This window comes from Pseudomonas sp. Pseusp11, assembly GCF_047304405.1.
GTDB lineage: Bacteria > Pseudomonadota > Gammaproteobacteria > Pseudomonadales > Pseudomonadaceae > Aquipseudomonas.
Map to the genome: position 1 here is coordinate 185,427 of NZ_JBGLZF010000005.1, position 14,600 is coordinate 200,026.

A 14,600-nucleotide genomic window follows, 5' to 3' on the forward strand; every position below is an offset into this window, starting at 1 on the left:
GTCACTGAAACGGAAACGACACTGCTTGCCGCGTCCATTCCCGGCGCCGCCCACATCGGAAATCCCATGCAACTCAAGAATCCCATCCTCGGCCTGTGCCAACAGTCCACCTTTATGCTCAGCGCCGCCAAAGTCGACCAATGTCCCGACGACGAAGGCTTTGAAGTGGCCTTCGCCGGGCGTTCCAACGCCGGCAAGTCCAGCGCGTTGAATACTCTGACGCACGCCAGCCTGGCGCGGACCTCGAAAACACCGGGTCGCACACAGCTGTTGAACTTCTTCAAGCTAGACGATGAACGCCGTCTGGTCGACCTGCCGGGGTACGGTTATGCGAAAGTACCGATCCCGTTGAAGATGCACTGGCAGCGTCACCTGGAAGCTTATCTGGGTGGTCGCGAGAGTTTGAAAGGTTTGATTCTGATGATGGACATCCGTCATCCAATGACCGACTTCGACCTGTTGATGCTCGATTGGGCCGTCGCCAGCGGCATGCCGATGCATATCCTGCTGACCAAGGCCGACAAGCTGACCTACGGCGCGGCGAAAAACACGCTGCTCAAGGTTCAGTCGGAAATCCGCAAGGGATGGGGCGATACGATCACTATCCAGCTGTTTTCGGCCCCCAAACGCATGGGCCTGGAAGACGCTTACACCGTACTGGCGGGCTGGATGGAGTTGGCGGACAAGGGCGCCGAGGCTGCCGAGTAAGGCTCTCGAGACAAATTGGCAGGCAAAAAAAACCCCGGACTTCGTATGGGGAGGGAGAAGTTCCGGGGTTCAAGTTCCGGACCGCTAGGGCGGGGTCCAGATATCTGCCAACACTTAACACAACATAGGAGCATCGAAGGGCTTCACCAGCCATTCAGTATCTCTGAGTGGCGGTTCGCGGATTTAGTTCAGACTATTTTCAAAATCCTTTGGAAATAATCACTGTCGTTTTTCGCTCTATAGCCCTTCGTCATGTGCTGCGGCGCCAGGCCGCAGTACATACGTCTTTTCAGGCGGCTCAGTGCGCCTCATCCCAGTTGTTGCCTACGCCCACCTCGACCAGAAGCGGTACGTCCAATTGTGCGGCGTTGCTCATGTGCACGCGAATCTCCTCGCGTACCTGGTCGATCAGGTCCTCACGCACCTCGAGCACCAATTCATCGTGTACCTGCAGGATGACTTTGGCGTCCAGGCCTGACGATGCCAGCCAGTTGTCCACCGCCACCATGGCTTTCTTGATGATGTCCGCCGCGGTGCCTTGCATCGGGGCGTTGATCGCCGTGCGCTCGGCAGCTTTGCGCAGGGCCTGGTTTTTCGCGTTGATTTCCGGCAAGTACAGGCGACGACCAAAGATGGTTTCGACGAAGCCTTGCTCGGCGGCCTGGGCGCGCGTGCGCTCCATGTACTGCAGCACGCCGGGATAACGAGCGAAATAACGGTCGATGTAGGCCTGGGACTGTTTGCGGTCAACGCCGATCTGCTTGGCCAGGCCAAACGCGCTCATGCCGTAGATCAGGCCGAAGTTGATGGCTTTCGCACTTCGACGCTGATCGTTGGTGACCGCGCCTAACTCAACGCCAAACACTTCTGCGGCCGTGGCCCGGTGGACATCGAGGTTGTTGCGGAAGGCATGCAGCAAGCCTTCGTCCTTGGCCAGGTGCGCCATGATCCGCAGTTCGATTTGCGAGTAGTCCGCGGCCAGCAGTTTGTAGCCTTTCGGCGCGACGAACGCCTGACGAATCCGGCGACCTTCGGCGGTGCGAATCGGAATGTTCTGCAGGTTCGGGTCGATGGACGACAAACGCCCGGTGGCTGCGACGGCTTGCTGGTAAGACGTATGAATGCGCCCGGTGCGAGCGTTGATCTGCTCTGGCAAACGGTCTGTGTAGGTGCTTTTGAGCTTGCTCAGCGAGCGGTATTGCATCAGCACCTTGGGCAGCGGGTAGTCCTGCTCGGCCAACTCGGCCAACACGGCTTCTGCAGTCGAAGCCTGACCCTTGGCGGTTTTGCTGAGTACGGGCAAACCGAGCTTTTCGTAGAGAATCACCCCCAGTTGCTTCGGCGAGCCGAGGTTGAATTCTTCACCGGCAATGGCAAAGGCCTCACGCTCCAGGGCGACCAGTTTTTCGCCCAGCTCGACGCTCTGGATGCCCAGCAGGTTGGCGTCCACGAGTGCGCCCTGGCGCTCAATACGGGCCAGCACCGGCATCAGCGGCATTTCAATCTCGTTGAGCACTTTGACCAGGCTTGGCGTCGCGGCCAGTCTTTCCTGCAAGGCCAGATGCAGGCGGAAGGTGACATCGGCGTCTTCGGCGGCATAGGGGCCTGCCAGCTCAAGGGAAATCTGGTCGAAGGTCAGCTGTTTGACGCCTTTGCCCGCGATCTCCTGAATGTCGGTCTTGCTTTGGCCCAGGTATTTGAGCGCCAGGCTGTCCATGTCGTGGCGGGTGGCCGTCGAATCCAGTACGTAAGACTCGAGCATGGTGTCGTAGGCAACACCCTGAACAGTAATTCCGTTGCTCTGATCGCCACCGATGGCGCAATTGGCGAGGATATTGGTGTCGAACTTCGCATGCTGGCCGACTTTCAGTTTATTCGGGTTTTCCAGCAGCGGTTTCAACGCCAGCAGCACGGTGTCACGATCCAGTTGCTCCGGCACGCCCATGTAGGAATGGGTCAGCGGAATGTAGGCTGCTTCGTTGGTCGCGACAGAGAACGACAGGCCCACCAGTTGCGCGTGTTGGGCATCGCTGCCGTTGTTTTCGGTGACGAAGGCGATCAGTGGCGCCTTGTCGAGCTTGTCCAGCCAGGCCTCGAAGCGCTTTTGATCGAGGATGGTTTCGTATTTCGCTTCGGCGGCACCCGGCTGCTCCTGAGCGACCTCGACGATGTCCTGACCCGAGCGCTTGGCGTCGCGCTGGTTCTCTTCGAACCAGCTTTTGAATTCCAGCAGGGAATAGAGCTCGGCAAGCTTGTCGTGATCCGGTGGGCCCATTTGCAGGTCGTCGAGGCCGATGTCCAGCGGCACATCGATCTTGATGGTTGCCAATCGATAAGAAAGAAAGGCCATTTCCTTATGCTCTTCGAGCTTGGCCGGCAGGGTCTTGGCGCCGCGAATCGGCAGGGTCGGGACGATATCGAGCTGCGCATAGAGCTCGGTCAGGCCGCCATTCACGCCAACCAGCAGGCCGGAAGCGGTCTTCGGACCGATACCCGGAACGCCCGGGATGTTGTCGGACGAATCGCCCATCAACGCCAGATAATCGATGATCTGCTCGGGAGCGACGCCGAATTTCTCCTTCACGCCCTCCACGTCCAGCGCGCTACCGGTCATCGTATTGACCAAGGTAATGTGCCCGTCGACCAGTTGTGCCATATCCTTGTCACCGGTGGAAATCACCACCGGGCGGTTGGCGGCCGCGCTGCTGCGGGCCAGGGTGCCGATCACATCGTCAGCTTCGACGTTGTCCACGCACAGCAATGGAAAGCCCAAGGCCTTGACGCTGGCGTGCAGCGGCTCGATCTGGACCCGCATATCGTCAGGCATGCTCGGACGGTTGGCCTTGTACTCGGCGAACATCGCGTCGCGGAACGTCCCGCCCTTGGCGTCGAACACCACGGCGAACGGGCTGTCCGGGTACTGCTTGCGCAGACTCTTGAGCATGTTCAATACGCCCTTGACCGCACCGGTCGGCAGGCCTTTGGACGTGGTCAGCGGTGGCAGCGCATGAAAAGCGCGGTACAGGTAAGAAGAACCGTCCACCAGGACGAGGGGGGCTTGGCTCATGAGCAGGATCAACCTTTTCGGCGGGTCCGGCGCTAGAATAGCGGGACCGTTGACGACAAAGGGACAAGGTTATCATGCGCACACTAAATCGCTTGTTGCTGGCTGGCTTCTTTGTAATCACCCCATTGGCAGTGATGGCGGCAGATGATTCGCCATCGGCGGAACCGCAAGTCACTATCCGCACGGAAGGCGATAAAACCATTCAGGAGTACCGGCAGAACGGTTTCCTGTATGCCATCAAGGTCACTCCGAAGGGCGGTAAACCGTACTTCCTGGTGCGCGCTGATGGCTCGGAGGGTAACTATATCCGCTCGGATCAGCCGGATATGCTGATCCCTGCGTGGGAAATCTTTAAGTGGTAAGCGGTTCTTAACTTTAATCGGCGCTTGCTATGTAGCGGCGCCCGTACTGGCAGTTTTAACCATGTCTGTGTTCACCCCCCTGGCTCGGCCCGAGCTGGAAACCTTTCTCGCCCCTTACGGGCTCGGCCGCCTGCTTGATTTCCAGGGGATCGCCGCCGGTAGCGAAAACACCAATTTCTTTATCAGCCTGGAGCAGGGCGAGTTTGTCCTGACCCTGGTCGAGCGCGGTCCGGTGCAGGAGATGCCGTTCTTCATCGAACTGCTCGACGTGCTGCACGACGCCAACCTGCCGGTGCCTTATGCCCTGCGCACCACCGACGGCGTTGCGTTGCGCGAGCTGGCCGGTAAACCTGCGCTGTTGCAGCCACGCCTGGCGGGTAAGCACATCAAGGACGCCAACGCCCAGCATTGCGCTCAGGTCGGCGAACTGCTGGCTCACCTGCACCTGGCGACCCAGGCCAATATGATCAAGCGCAAAACCGATCGCGGCCTGGACTGGATGCTGGAAGAGGGCACGCAGTTTCTCTCGCACCTGAACGCCGAACAAAGCGATTTGCTGCAACGTGCCCTGGAAGAAATCACCCAGCAAAAGACGAAAATTCTGGCGCTGCCGCGGGCCAACATCCATGCGGATCTGTTCCGCGACAATGCGATGTTCGAAGGCACGCACCTGACCGGGTTGATCGACTTCTACAACGCTTGTTCAGGGCCGATGCTCTATGACGTGGCAATTGCCTTGAACGACTGGTGCTCGGATGAGCAAGGGCAGCTCGACGGGGCTCGGGCGCGGGCGTTGCTGGGCGCTTATGCCGCGCTGCGACCGTTCACCGCTGCCGAAGCTGAGCTGTGGCCGACCATGCTGCGCGTGGCGTGCGTGCGGTTCTGGTTGTCGCGGTTGATTGCCGCGGAGTCTTTCGCCGGGCAGGACGTGTTGATTCACGATCCGATGGAGTTTCAACTGCGCTTGGCGCAGCGGCAGAAGGTCGACACGCCGCTGCCTTTCGCCCTTTAAAATGTGGCGTGGGGGCTTGCCCCCGTTGGGGCTGGCGCTCCAGTGCGAAGCGCTCCCCTGCAATTCATTGTGCAGGCCTGTTTGGGGCTGCTTTGCAGCCCGACGGGGGCAAGCCCCCTCGCCACAGGGTCTATGGGATGCTTACAACGACTCCAGGCACCCGGCCAAATCATTCCCCAACTTTTCCAGCACCTGCTCATACCCCTGGGCGGTCGCTGGCGTGTACCCGCCCAGCGCGTCCAACTCCGCCAGTTTCACCGGCAGCCCGGTCACCAGGGTTTCTGCCAGGCGCGGGCGCAGCGGCGGTTCGCTGAACACGCAGGTTTTGCCGACTTCCTGCAACCGCGTGCGCATCGCCGCAACGTGCTGGGCACCGGGCTGGACTTCGGCTGCGACACTGAATACGCCGGCGTGTTTGAGGCCGTAGGCGTCTTCAAAGTAGTCGAAGGCTTCGTGGAACACGAAGTAAGGCTTGTTCGCGATCCCTGCCAGGCGAGCCTTCAGGCGTAGGTCCAGGGCATCCAGGCGTTCATCGAAGGCTTTGAGGTTGCTCTGATAGCGCGCCGCGTTAGCCGGATCGGCGGCGCTCAGATCGGCCGCCATTTTGCTGGCGATCACTCGGGCGTTGATCGGCGACAACCACAAGTGCGCATCCAGGCTGCCGGGGCGATGATCGTGGTCATGCTCATCGGCTTCCTCAGCGTGGGAGTGGCTGTCTTCGGCGAAACGTCGCAGCTTCAGGCCAGGCAAATCCTGCACTGCGACGCTGGGCAGCGTGCGACCTTTCAGTACGCGAGGCAGAAAACCCTCCATGTCCGGACCGATCCAGTAAACCAGGTCCACCGACTGCACCTTCCGTACGTCGGATGGGCGCAAGGCATAGTTATGCGGCGATGCACCGGGTGGCAGCAACACTTCCGGAATCGCCACACCCTCCTGCACCGCAGCAGCAATCAGCTGCAGCGGCTTGATGCTGGTAAGGACGTTGACTTCGGCCTGGGCTGATCCGATCAGCAGAAAACTTGCGACAAATGCGACAAAGATAGAAAAAAGTCGGGACACGATGACCACTCGAAGAGGCGAGAACGGGTAACATAATAACGTCTCTCACAACACTCGTCGCCGCTCATGCCTAAAACACCGATTGCCAGTCGTCCCCACGACCACTCTCATTGCGTCCATAGCGCATTGTCTGAGGCCGATGCCTTGTGCGCACGTCAGGGGCTACGCCTGACCGCTTTGCGCCGGCGGGTGCTGGAACTGGTCTGGCAAAGCCATAAACCGCTGGGTGCCTACGACATTCTGGCGGTGCTCAGCGAGCAGGACGGCCGCCGAGCTGCGCCGCCGACCGTGTATCGTGCGCTGGATTTTCTGCTGGAAAACGGCCTGGTACACCGCATCTCCTCGCTGAACGCCTTCGTCGGCTGCAATCACCCGGAACACGCTCACCAAGGCCAGTTCCTGATTTGCCGTCAATGCCACGCCGCCATCGAGCTTGAACAGAAGTCCATCAGCGACGCGATCGTCGGCAGCGCCAGGGACGTCGGATTTATCGTCGAGGCCCAGACCGTTGAAGTCATCGGTCTCTGCTCGGGTTGCCAGGGGGCTTAATGAGCAATGCGCTGATCCGTCTTGAGCAGGTGGCCGTCACCTTTGCCGGGCAAAACGTGCTGGATAACATCGAACTGAGCGTCGAGCCGGGGCAGATCGTTACCCTGATCGGCCCCAATGGCGCCGGCAAAACCACGCTGGTGCGCGCGGTGCTCGGTCTGTTGAAGCCGGACAGCGGCAGCGTCTGGCGCAAGCCGAAGTTGCGCGTCGGTTACATGCCGCAAAAACTCCATGTCGATCCAACCCTGCCGTTATCAGTGCTGCGTTTCTTGCGTCTGGTCCCTGGCGTGGACCGCGCTCGGGCCTTGGCCGCCCTCAAGGAAGTCGGCGCCGAGCAGGTAATCGACAGCCCGGTGCAAAGTGTTTCCGGTGGCGAAATGCAGCGAGTACTGCTGGCCCGGGCATTGCTGCGCGAGCCGGAGTTGCTGGTGCTCGATGAGCCGGTGCAAGGCGTCGACGTGGCCGGTCAGGCCGAGCTCTATAGCCTGATCACACGTCTGCGCGACCGTCATGGTTGCGGTGTATTGATGGTCTCTCACGATTTGCATCTGGTGATGAGCACCACCGACCAGGTGGTGTGCCTGAATCGCCATGTCTGCTGCTCCGGGCATCCCGAGCAGGTCAGCGGCGATCCCGCGTTCGTCGAACTGTTCGGAAAGAACGCACAAAGCCTGGCGATTTATCACCACCATCACGACCACGCTCACGACCTGCATGGCTCGGTGGTCATTGCGACCCCGTCGGCCCATACCCACGTTCATGGAGATAGCTGCAAGCATGGCTGATTTTCTGCTCTTCGCCCTGCTTGCAGGTCTGGCCCTGGCGCTGGTCGCGGGCCCGCTGGGTTCGTTCGTGGTCTGGCGGCGCATGGCATATTTCGGCGACACCCTGTCCCACGCCGCACTGCTTGGCGTGGCGCTGGGCTTTCTGCTGGATGTCAGCCCAACCGTGGCTGTCACCGTAGGCTGCCTGTTGCTGGCAGTGTTGCTGGTGACGCTGCAACAGCGGCAGCCATTGGCGTCTGACACGCTGTTGGGAATTCTCGCACCGAGCACGCTCTCCCTGGGCCTGGTGGTACTAAGCTTCATGCATGAAGTGCGGATCGACCTGATGGCCTATCTGTTCGGCGACCTGCTGGCGATCAGCCCGACCGATCTGGCCTGGATCCTCGGCGGCAGCGCGGCGGTGCTGGTGTTGCTTGTCACGCTGTGGCGACCCTTGCTGGCGATCACCGTGCATGAAGAACTGGCCAGGGTGGAAGGTTTGCCGGTGGCGGCGTTGCGTCTGGTCCTGATGTTGCTGATCGCCGTGGTGATTGCGGTGGCGATGAAAATCGTCGGCGTGTTGCTGATTACTTCGTTACTGATTATTCCGGCGGCTGCGGCACAGCGTCACGCCCGCTCGCCGGAGCAGATGGCACTGGGCGCGAGCCTGCTGGGCATGCTCGCGGTGTGTGGCGGGCTGGCGTTGTCCTGGTTCAAGGACACCCCGGCCGGCCCGTCGATTGTGGTGGCGGCCGCCGCGCTGTTTCTGCTGAGTTTTGTCCTGCCCCGCCGAGGGGTGTAGACTTGCTCGTTTTTTGCGCAAATAGAGAGTCGCAGGAATGAAGCCGTTCGCCTCCCGTTATCTGCTCCTTGTCGCATTTTCGCTGCTACTGGGTGCTTGCCAAAGCACGCCACCGGCGGCCACCGAGGTCCCCGATGCGCGGGCCACGGCTATTGCACAACTGGAACAAAGCCTGGCCAGCAGTGAGCTGGCCACCGCCGAGGATCAATTGGCGGCCTTGCAGGCCGAGTCGCCCAACGATCAATCCCTTGAGCAATACCAGCGGCAATTGGCCGAAGCCTATTTGCTGCGCAGCCAGATCGTGTTGCAAAAAGGTGATGTGAATGCCGCGGCCACTGCCCTCAGCCGTGCCCGGGTATTGATGCCCAAGGCCCCGGCGCTGACCGGTGGCGTTAACAATGCCATCGTTCATGCACGCAAGGCTGAACTGGATAAAGCCGAAGCGGCCCTCAAGGCTGCCGAAGCCAAACCGCAGGCCAAAGTGATCGACCCGACGGCTGAAAGCACCACGGTAGCGTTAAACGTCACCGATATGAGCAAACTTCGTCGTCAACTCGATGCCATCGCCGCCGATGTGGTGAATTATCAGTGCGATGTGAGCATTCAGGTTCCCCGTACTCAGGACTACCCATGGTTGGCCACGTTGCTGACCAAACGGGTGAAGAAGCTGGATTCGGGGTTTGATCTGAAGCTGGAGAAACAGATTCTGCGCAATATTCCGGCGCAGATGGTTTTGAGCCCTCGCAAGCCATAAAGAAAAGATCGCAGCCTGCGGCAGCTCCAACGGACCGTTTAGGAGCTGCCGCAAGCTGCGATCTTTTGCTTTTTCTAAATGCATCAGGCCGGAATTGCCTTGGTCCCAGGTTCCTACCTTTGATCGCCTTATTGCCAAATCGCTGGTTGAAGGCGAAATAAATGCTAAGAACCTCTATACGGACAGGCTAAAATGCGCGCCCGGCTAACCGCTGATCCTTTTCTAACGCGCCCCACAAGGTTCGCTACGTGATCGAGTTTCAAAACGTCCACAAAACTTACCGCGTCGCCGGTAAGGATATTCCCGCCCTGCATCCGACCAGTCTGACGATTGAGAACGGTCAGGTCTTTGGCCTGATCGGCCATTCCGGTGCGGGAAAAAGTACCCTGCTGCGCCTGATCAACCGCCTGGAAAACTCCAGTGGCGGCAAGATCATCGTCGATGGCGAAGAAGTTACGGCGCTGGATGCCAATGGCTTGCGGCGTTTCCGTCAGCAGGTCGGGATGATTTTCCAGCACTTCAACCTGCTGGCGTCCAAGACCGTGGCCGATAACGTCGCGCTGCCGCTGACCCTCGCCGGTGAGCTGTCACGCAGCGAAATCGACCAGCGTGTGGCGCAGTTGCTGGCGCGGGTTGGCCTGGCCGACCATGCGAAAAAATACCCGGCACAACTGTCCGGTGGTCAGAAGCAGCGTGTCGGCATCGCCCGTGCCCTGGCAACCAAGCCGAAAATCCTGCTGTGCGATGAAGCCACCAGTGCTCTCGACCCACAGACCACGGCGTCGGTTCTGCAACTGCTGGCCGAGATCAATCGCGAGCTGAAGCTGACCATCGTCCTGATCACCCACGAGATGGACGTGATCCGTCGGGTCTGCGATCAGGTGGCGGTGATGGATGCCGGTGTGATCGTCGAGCAAGGTTCGGTGGCCGAGGTGTTCCTGCATCCCAAGCACCCGACCACCAAGCGCTTCGTCCAGGAAGACGAGCAGATCGACGAGAACGAACAGCGCGACGACTTCGCTCATGTGCCGGGCCGTATCGTGCGTCTGACCTTCCAGGGCGAAGCGACCTACGCACCATTGCTGGGTACCGTCGCCCGGGAAACGGGCGTGGACTACAGCATCCTGGCCGGTCGTATCGATCGCATCAAAGAGGTTCCCTACGGCCAGTTGACCCTGGCCGTCACCGGTGGCGACATGGAAGCGGCGTTTGCTCACTTCACCGCAGCTGATGTCCACATGGAGGTGCTGCGCTGATGGAAGTCCTGATGAGTTTCTTTGCCAATATCGACTGGTACGAAATCTGGCTGGCCGCCGGCGACACCCTGCTGATGCTTGGCGGTTCGCTGTTGTTCACCGTGCTGCTGGGGTTGCCGTTGGGCGTGCTGTTGTTCTTGTGCAGCCCGCGTCAGTTGCTGGAAGCCAAAGGCGTCTACGCGATGCTATCGCTGGTGGTGAACATTCTGCGTTCGCTGCCGTTCATCATTTTGCTGATCGTGATGATTCCGTTCACTGTGTTGATTACCGGCACTTCCCTTGGTGTCGCCGGTGCGATTCCACCGCTGGTGGTGGGCGCCACGCCGTTCTTCGCGCGACTGGTGGAAACCGCCCTGCGTGAAGTGGATCGCGGCATCATCGAGGCGACCCAGGCGATGGGCGCGACGACCCGTCAGATCATCACCAACGCCTTGCTGCCGGAGGCCCGTCCGGGCATCTTCGCGGCGATTACGGTGACAGCGATTACACTGGTGTCCTACACAGCGATGGCCGGTGTGGTCGGCGCTGGCGGCTTGGGCGACCTGGCGATCCGTTTCGGTTACCAGCGTTTCCAGACCGACGTGATGGTGGTCACCGTGGTGTTGCTGCTGGTGCTGGTTCAAGTGCTGCAAACCGTCGGCGACAAGCTGGTGGTTCATTTCTCCCGCAAATAAACAGTTTTCGTCACTTAAGACATGAGCCGGCCATTCGCTGGCAGGCGCCGAAGACTGGCGCCTCACAAGGAGTTAGCTGAATGAAAAAACTACTCGTCGCGTTCGCTGCCGTTGCAGCCTTTTCCGCCCACGCTGCCGACACCCTGACCGTTGCGGCAACCCCGGTGCCGCACGCGGAAATCCTCGAATTCGTTAAACCGGCCCTGGCCAAAGAAGGCGTGGACCTGAAAGTCAAAGTCTTCACCGACTATATCCAGCCGAACGTACAGGTAGCCGAGAAGCGTCTGGACGCCAACTTCTTCCAGCACCAACCGTACCTGGATGAATTCAACAAGGCCAAGGGCACCAACCTCGTCAGCGTTGCCGGTGTGCACCTGGAGCCGCTGGGCGCTTACTCCAGCAAGTACAAGAAACTGGAAGAGCTGCCGGGCGGCGCCAACGTGGTGATCCCGAACGACGCCACCAACGGCGGCCGTGCGCTGTTGCTGCTGGCAAAGGCTGGCCTGATCAAGTTGAAGGATTCGAACAACATCCTGTCGACCGTCAAGGACATCACCGAGAACACCAAGGACCTGAAATTCCGTGAACTGGAAGCCGCGACCATCCCGCGCGTGCTGACTCAGGTCGACCTGGCGCTGATCAACACCAACTACGCGCTGGAAGCCAAACTCGATCCGTCCAAGGACGCGCTGGTCATCGAAGGCAGCGACTCGCCGTACGTGAACATCCTCGTTGCCCGTCCGGACGACAAGGACAGCGCGGCAATGCAGAAACTGGTTGCTGCCCTGCACAGCCCGGAAGTGAAAGCCTTCATTCTCGAGAAGTACAAAGGCGCGGTATTGCCAGCGTTCTGACTTGAAGGGGACGCCCAAAGCGTCCCCTTCCAGCGAAAAGCAAAAGATCGCAGCCTTCGGCAGCTCCTACAGGAATACGCATTCCTCTGTAGGAGCTGCCGAAGGCTGCGATCTTTTTTGTACCTCAAAAACTATTGGCGGTTGAGCATCACCGGCAGCTGCGCCACCAGTTTCTGGTTATTCAGCGGTGCACGAATGAACCCGCGTTGAGTCCCGTCCGGTCCGATCACCGCGAGGTTGCCGCTGTGATCGACGGTGTAGTTCGGCTTGCTGGTGTCCGCCGGAATGAACGGAATGCTCACCGCGTTGGCCATTTTCTGAAGGTCTTCGACCGAGGCTGCGGTCAGCCCGATGAATTGCGGATCGAAGTAGCCCAGGTACTGCTTGAGTTGCTTGGGCGTATCGCGGTTCGGGTCGACGCTGACCAGGATGACCTGCAACTTGTTCACCGCATCCGCCGGCAGTTCACTCTTGATCTGCCGCAGCTGGGCGAGGGTGGTCGGGCAGATGTCCGGGCAGAAGGTGTAGCCGAAGAACAGCAAACTCCACTTGCCTTTCAGTTCGTTGATCGCCACTGGCTTGCCGTCCTGATCGGTCATCTTCACGTCCGGCAGATTGCGGCTTTGGGGCAGCAAGATGATCCCTGCATCGATCAGCGCCGTCGGGTCGCCCTGGTTTTTCCCGGTCAGTACTTTATTGACGGTCAGGCCCAGGATCAGCGCAATCAGGGCAACGAGGATGAAGACGGTTTTCTGGGTTCGAGTCATAGGATCAACAGTAAGTAGTGGTCTACGAGCAGCGCGATAAACAGCAGGAACAAGTAGTAGATAGAGTACTTGAACGTGTTGATCGCCGCGTGCGGTCGAGTGCCACGGTACAGCACCACGGCCCATTGCAGAAACCTGGCGCCCAGTAAAAGGGCACACATCAGGTAGAGCACGCCGCTCATGTGGATCACGTAGGGCATCAGGCTGACGGCCAGCAACGCAAAGGTATAAAGCAGGATGTGGACTTTGGTGTAGTGCTCGCCATGGGTCACCGGCAGCATCGGAATGTCAGCCTTGGCGTATTCCTCCTTGCGGTGAATCGCCAGCGCCCAGAAGTGCGGTGGGGTCCAGGCGAAGATGATCAGCACCAGCAACAATGGTTCGGCGCCGACATGACCGGTGGCGGCGGTCCAGCCGAGCAGTGGCGGGGCAGCTCCGGCGAGGCCGCCGATGACGATGTTCTGCGGCGTCGCGCGTTTCAGGAAACCGGTGTAGACCACGGCATAACCGAGCAAGGAGGCGAGGGTCAGCCACGCCGTCAACGGGTTGGTGAAAGTCAGTAGCAAGGCCTGGCCGAGCATCGCCAGTATCAGGGCGAAGGTCAGCGCGGCGGCTGGAGATACCCGGCCTTCGGCCAGGGGCCGTTTGTGGGTCCGGGCCATGACCGCGTCGATGCGCCGGTCCACCACATGATTGACCGCCGCGGCACCGCCGGCACACAGGGCGATCCCCAGATTGCCGAACACCAGTACCGTCCATGGCACCCCGGCGCGGGTCGCGAGGAACATGCCGACCAGCGAGGTGATGAGCATCAGCACCACCACTTTCGGCTTGGTCAGTTCCAGGTAGTCTCGCCAGATGGCCTGACTGTGACGTTCGCCGATCAGAGTCGCCATGGCATCTCTCCTTTTATTGTTATGGGCCCGGCCGAGTGTTTACGCAGGCGTAGACGCCAGCGCCGAGGGGGCTGATGCTTGACCCGAACCAGGCTGGTTCGCGCGTGATAATTGACCAGCACCATCGTCAGCAACAGCGCCGCACCGCCGGCGTTGTGGGCGACGGCCACCGGCAGCGGTAAGTGGAACACCACGTTGCTGATGCCCAGGGTGATTTGTGCGGCAAGGGCGATCAGCACCATGACGGCCAGGCGCGTCATGCCGACGACCTTCAGTTGCCAGGCCAGACCGAGCAGAACAAAGGTGACCAGTAATGCGCCGATGCGGTGAGTCAGGTGAATCGCGGTGCGGGCATCGCTGTCCAGCTGCCCGCCCAGATAATTCGGGCCGATGTGTTGGGTCAGGTGAAAGCCGTTGGCGAAATCAGCCGGTGGCAGCCATTGGCCGTGGCAGGTCGGAAAGTCGATGCAGGCTACCGCCGCGTAATTGGAGCTGACCCAGCCACCGAGAGCAATTTGCAGGATCACCAGCAGCAAGGCGGCGGTTGCCCAGTATTGCAAACGTCGAGGCACGGTCAGCGCCGGCAACACGCCGGACAGGCGCAAGGTCAGCAGAAACAACAGGCTCAGGGTCGCAAATCCGCCGAGCAAATGCCCGGTGACCACTTGCGGCCAAAGCTTGAGCGTCACCGTCCACATGCCGAAAGCCGCTTGGCCAATGACCAACGCCAGCAAGAACAGCGGCAACTTCACCGGCTGCCCCGGATGATGACGATGGACCCAGGCGCGGCCCGCCAGCACCGCGATCAGCAGCCCCAGCGTGCCGGCGAAGTAGCGATGGACCATTTCGTTCCAGCCCTTGTGGGCTTCCACCGGGGTGTCTGGAAAATGCAGTTCGGCATGAGCCAGCTGGGCTTCGCTTTGCGGCACGCTGATAAAACCGTAGCAGCCGGGCCAGTCCGGGCAGCCGAGGCCGGCGTGGGTCAGGCGTGTGTAAGCGCCGAGCAACACCACAATCAGTGCCAGCAAGGTGGCAAACAGCGCGAGGCGAAATCCAGGTTTGGCCATGACGAT

At 60.2% G+C, this 14,600-nt stretch carries 15 protein-coding genes; 10 read left to right on the forward strand and 5 right to left on the reverse strand.

Annotation, left to right across the window (positions count from 1 at the left end; all coding sequences use genetic code 11):
* The first annotated feature begins 66 nt into the window (after positions 1-66).
* Positions 67-708: a ribosome biogenesis GTP-binding protein YihA/YsxC gene (gene yihA / locus ACCC96_RS06240; protein WP_030127882.1), complete on the forward strand. Its 642-nt coding sequence runs from the start codon at positions 67-69 to the stop codon at positions 706-708.
* 298 nt (positions 709-1,006) lie between these two features.
* Here the strand turns inward: yihA and polA are convergent, their stop codons facing one another.
* Positions 1,007-3,775 carry a DNA polymerase I gene (polA, locus tag ACCC96_RS06245; protein WP_413695232.1) on the reverse strand — a complete coding sequence of 923 codons (2,769 nt, stop codon included), beginning with the start codon at positions 3,773-3,775 and terminating at the stop codon, positions 1,007-1,009.
* Positions 3,776-3,849: 74 nt separating this feature from the next.
* On the opposite strand from polA, the gene ACCC96_RS06250 reads away from it, so the two are divergent.
* Both ACCC96_RS06250 and ACCC96_RS06255 read left to right on the forward strand, forming a co-directional pair.
* Positions 3,850-4,137 carry a DUF2782 domain-containing protein gene (locus ACCC96_RS06250; RefSeq protein ID WP_019651211.1) on the forward strand — a complete coding sequence of 96 codons (288 nt, stop codon included), beginning with the start codon at positions 3,850-3,852 and terminating at the stop codon, positions 4,135-4,137.
* A gap of 61 nt (positions 4,138-4,198) precedes the next feature.
* Complete coding sequence (locus ACCC96_RS06255) at positions 4,199-5,149, forward strand: homoserine kinase (protein ID WP_018927273.1); 951 nt, start codon at positions 4,199-4,201, stop codon at positions 5,147-5,149.
* A gap of 141 nt (positions 5,150-5,290) precedes the next feature.
* Here the strand turns inward: ACCC96_RS06255 and ACCC96_RS06260 are convergent, their stop codons facing one another.
* The gene (locus tag ACCC96_RS06260; RefSeq protein ID WP_413695233.1) at positions 5,291-6,211 is read right to left on the reverse strand and encodes a zinc ABC transporter substrate-binding protein; all 921 of its coding nucleotides are present in this window, start codon (positions 6,209-6,211) and stop codon (positions 5,291-5,293) included.
* Between the two features lie 66 nt (positions 6,212-6,277).
* Between ACCC96_RS06260 and zur the strand changes: the two genes are divergently transcribed.
* The 7 genes from zur to ACCC96_RS06295 all read left to right on the forward strand — a co-directional run bounded on the left by zur (position 6,278) and on the right by ACCC96_RS06295 (position 11,864).
* Positions 6,278-6,760, forward strand: a complete 483-nt coding sequence (zur, locus tag ACCC96_RS06265) for a zinc uptake transcriptional repressor Zur (protein ID WP_026286509.1) — start codon at positions 6,278-6,280, stop codon at positions 6,758-6,760.
* Positions 6,760-7,545, forward strand: a complete 786-nt coding sequence (gene znuC / locus ACCC96_RS06270) for a zinc ABC transporter ATP-binding protein ZnuC (protein WP_007940713.1) — start codon at positions 6,760-6,762, stop codon at positions 7,543-7,545. The genes zur and znuC overlap by 1 nt, the downstream gene beginning before the upstream one ends.
* Positions 7,538-8,326: a zinc ABC transporter permease subunit ZnuB gene (gene znuB, locus ACCC96_RS06275; protein WP_019580298.1), complete on the forward strand. Its 789-nt coding sequence runs from the start codon at positions 7,538-7,540 to the stop codon at positions 8,324-8,326. Before znuC ends, znuB begins: the two co-directional genes overlap by 8 nt.
* A gap of 37 nt (positions 8,327-8,363) precedes the next feature.
* Positions 8,364-9,080: a PA5502 family lipoprotein gene (locus tag ACCC96_RS06280; protein WP_019651208.1), complete on the forward strand. Its 717-nt coding sequence runs from the start codon at positions 8,364-8,366 to the stop codon at positions 9,078-9,080.
* A gap of 248 nt (positions 9,081-9,328) precedes the next feature.
* Positions 9,329-10,336 carry a methionine ABC transporter ATP-binding protein gene (locus tag ACCC96_RS06285; protein ID WP_007940716.1) on the forward strand — a complete coding sequence of 336 codons (1,008 nt, stop codon included), beginning with the start codon at positions 9,329-9,331 and terminating at the stop codon, positions 10,334-10,336.
* Positions 10,336-11,010: a methionine ABC transporter permease gene (locus tag ACCC96_RS06290; RefSeq protein ID WP_413695234.1), complete on the forward strand. Its 675-nt coding sequence runs from the start codon at positions 10,336-10,338 to the stop codon at positions 11,008-11,010. The genes ACCC96_RS06285 and ACCC96_RS06290 overlap by 1 nt, the downstream gene beginning before the upstream one ends.
* A gap of 80 nt (positions 11,011-11,090) precedes the next feature.
* Entirely contained in the window at positions 11,091-11,864 is a 774-nt protein-coding gene (locus tag ACCC96_RS06295; protein WP_204125570.1) for a MetQ/NlpA family ABC transporter substrate-binding protein, read from the forward strand.
* 131 nt (positions 11,865-11,995) lie between these two features.
* On the opposite strand, the gene ACCC96_RS06300 is transcribed toward ACCC96_RS06295, so the two are convergent.
* From ACCC96_RS06300 to ACCC96_RS06310, 3 genes are read right to left on the reverse strand one after another with little or no spacing between them, the layout of a single operon-like run.
* Positions 11,996-12,631, reverse strand: a complete 636-nt coding sequence (locus ACCC96_RS06300; protein ID WP_019651205.1) for an SCO family protein — start codon at positions 12,629-12,631, stop codon at positions 11,996-11,998.
* Entirely contained in the window at positions 12,628-13,527 is a 900-nt protein-coding gene (cyoE, locus tag ACCC96_RS06305; protein WP_018927265.1) for a heme o synthase, read from the reverse strand. The genes ACCC96_RS06300 and cyoE overlap by 4 nt, the downstream gene beginning before the upstream one ends.
* Complete coding sequence (locus tag ACCC96_RS06310; protein ID WP_019651204.1) at positions 13,515-14,594, reverse strand: COX15/CtaA family protein; 1,080 nt, start codon at positions 14,592-14,594, stop codon at positions 13,515-13,517. The genes cyoE and ACCC96_RS06310 overlap by 13 nt, the downstream gene beginning before the upstream one ends.
* Between the last annotated feature and the right edge of the window lie 6 nt (positions 14,595-14,600).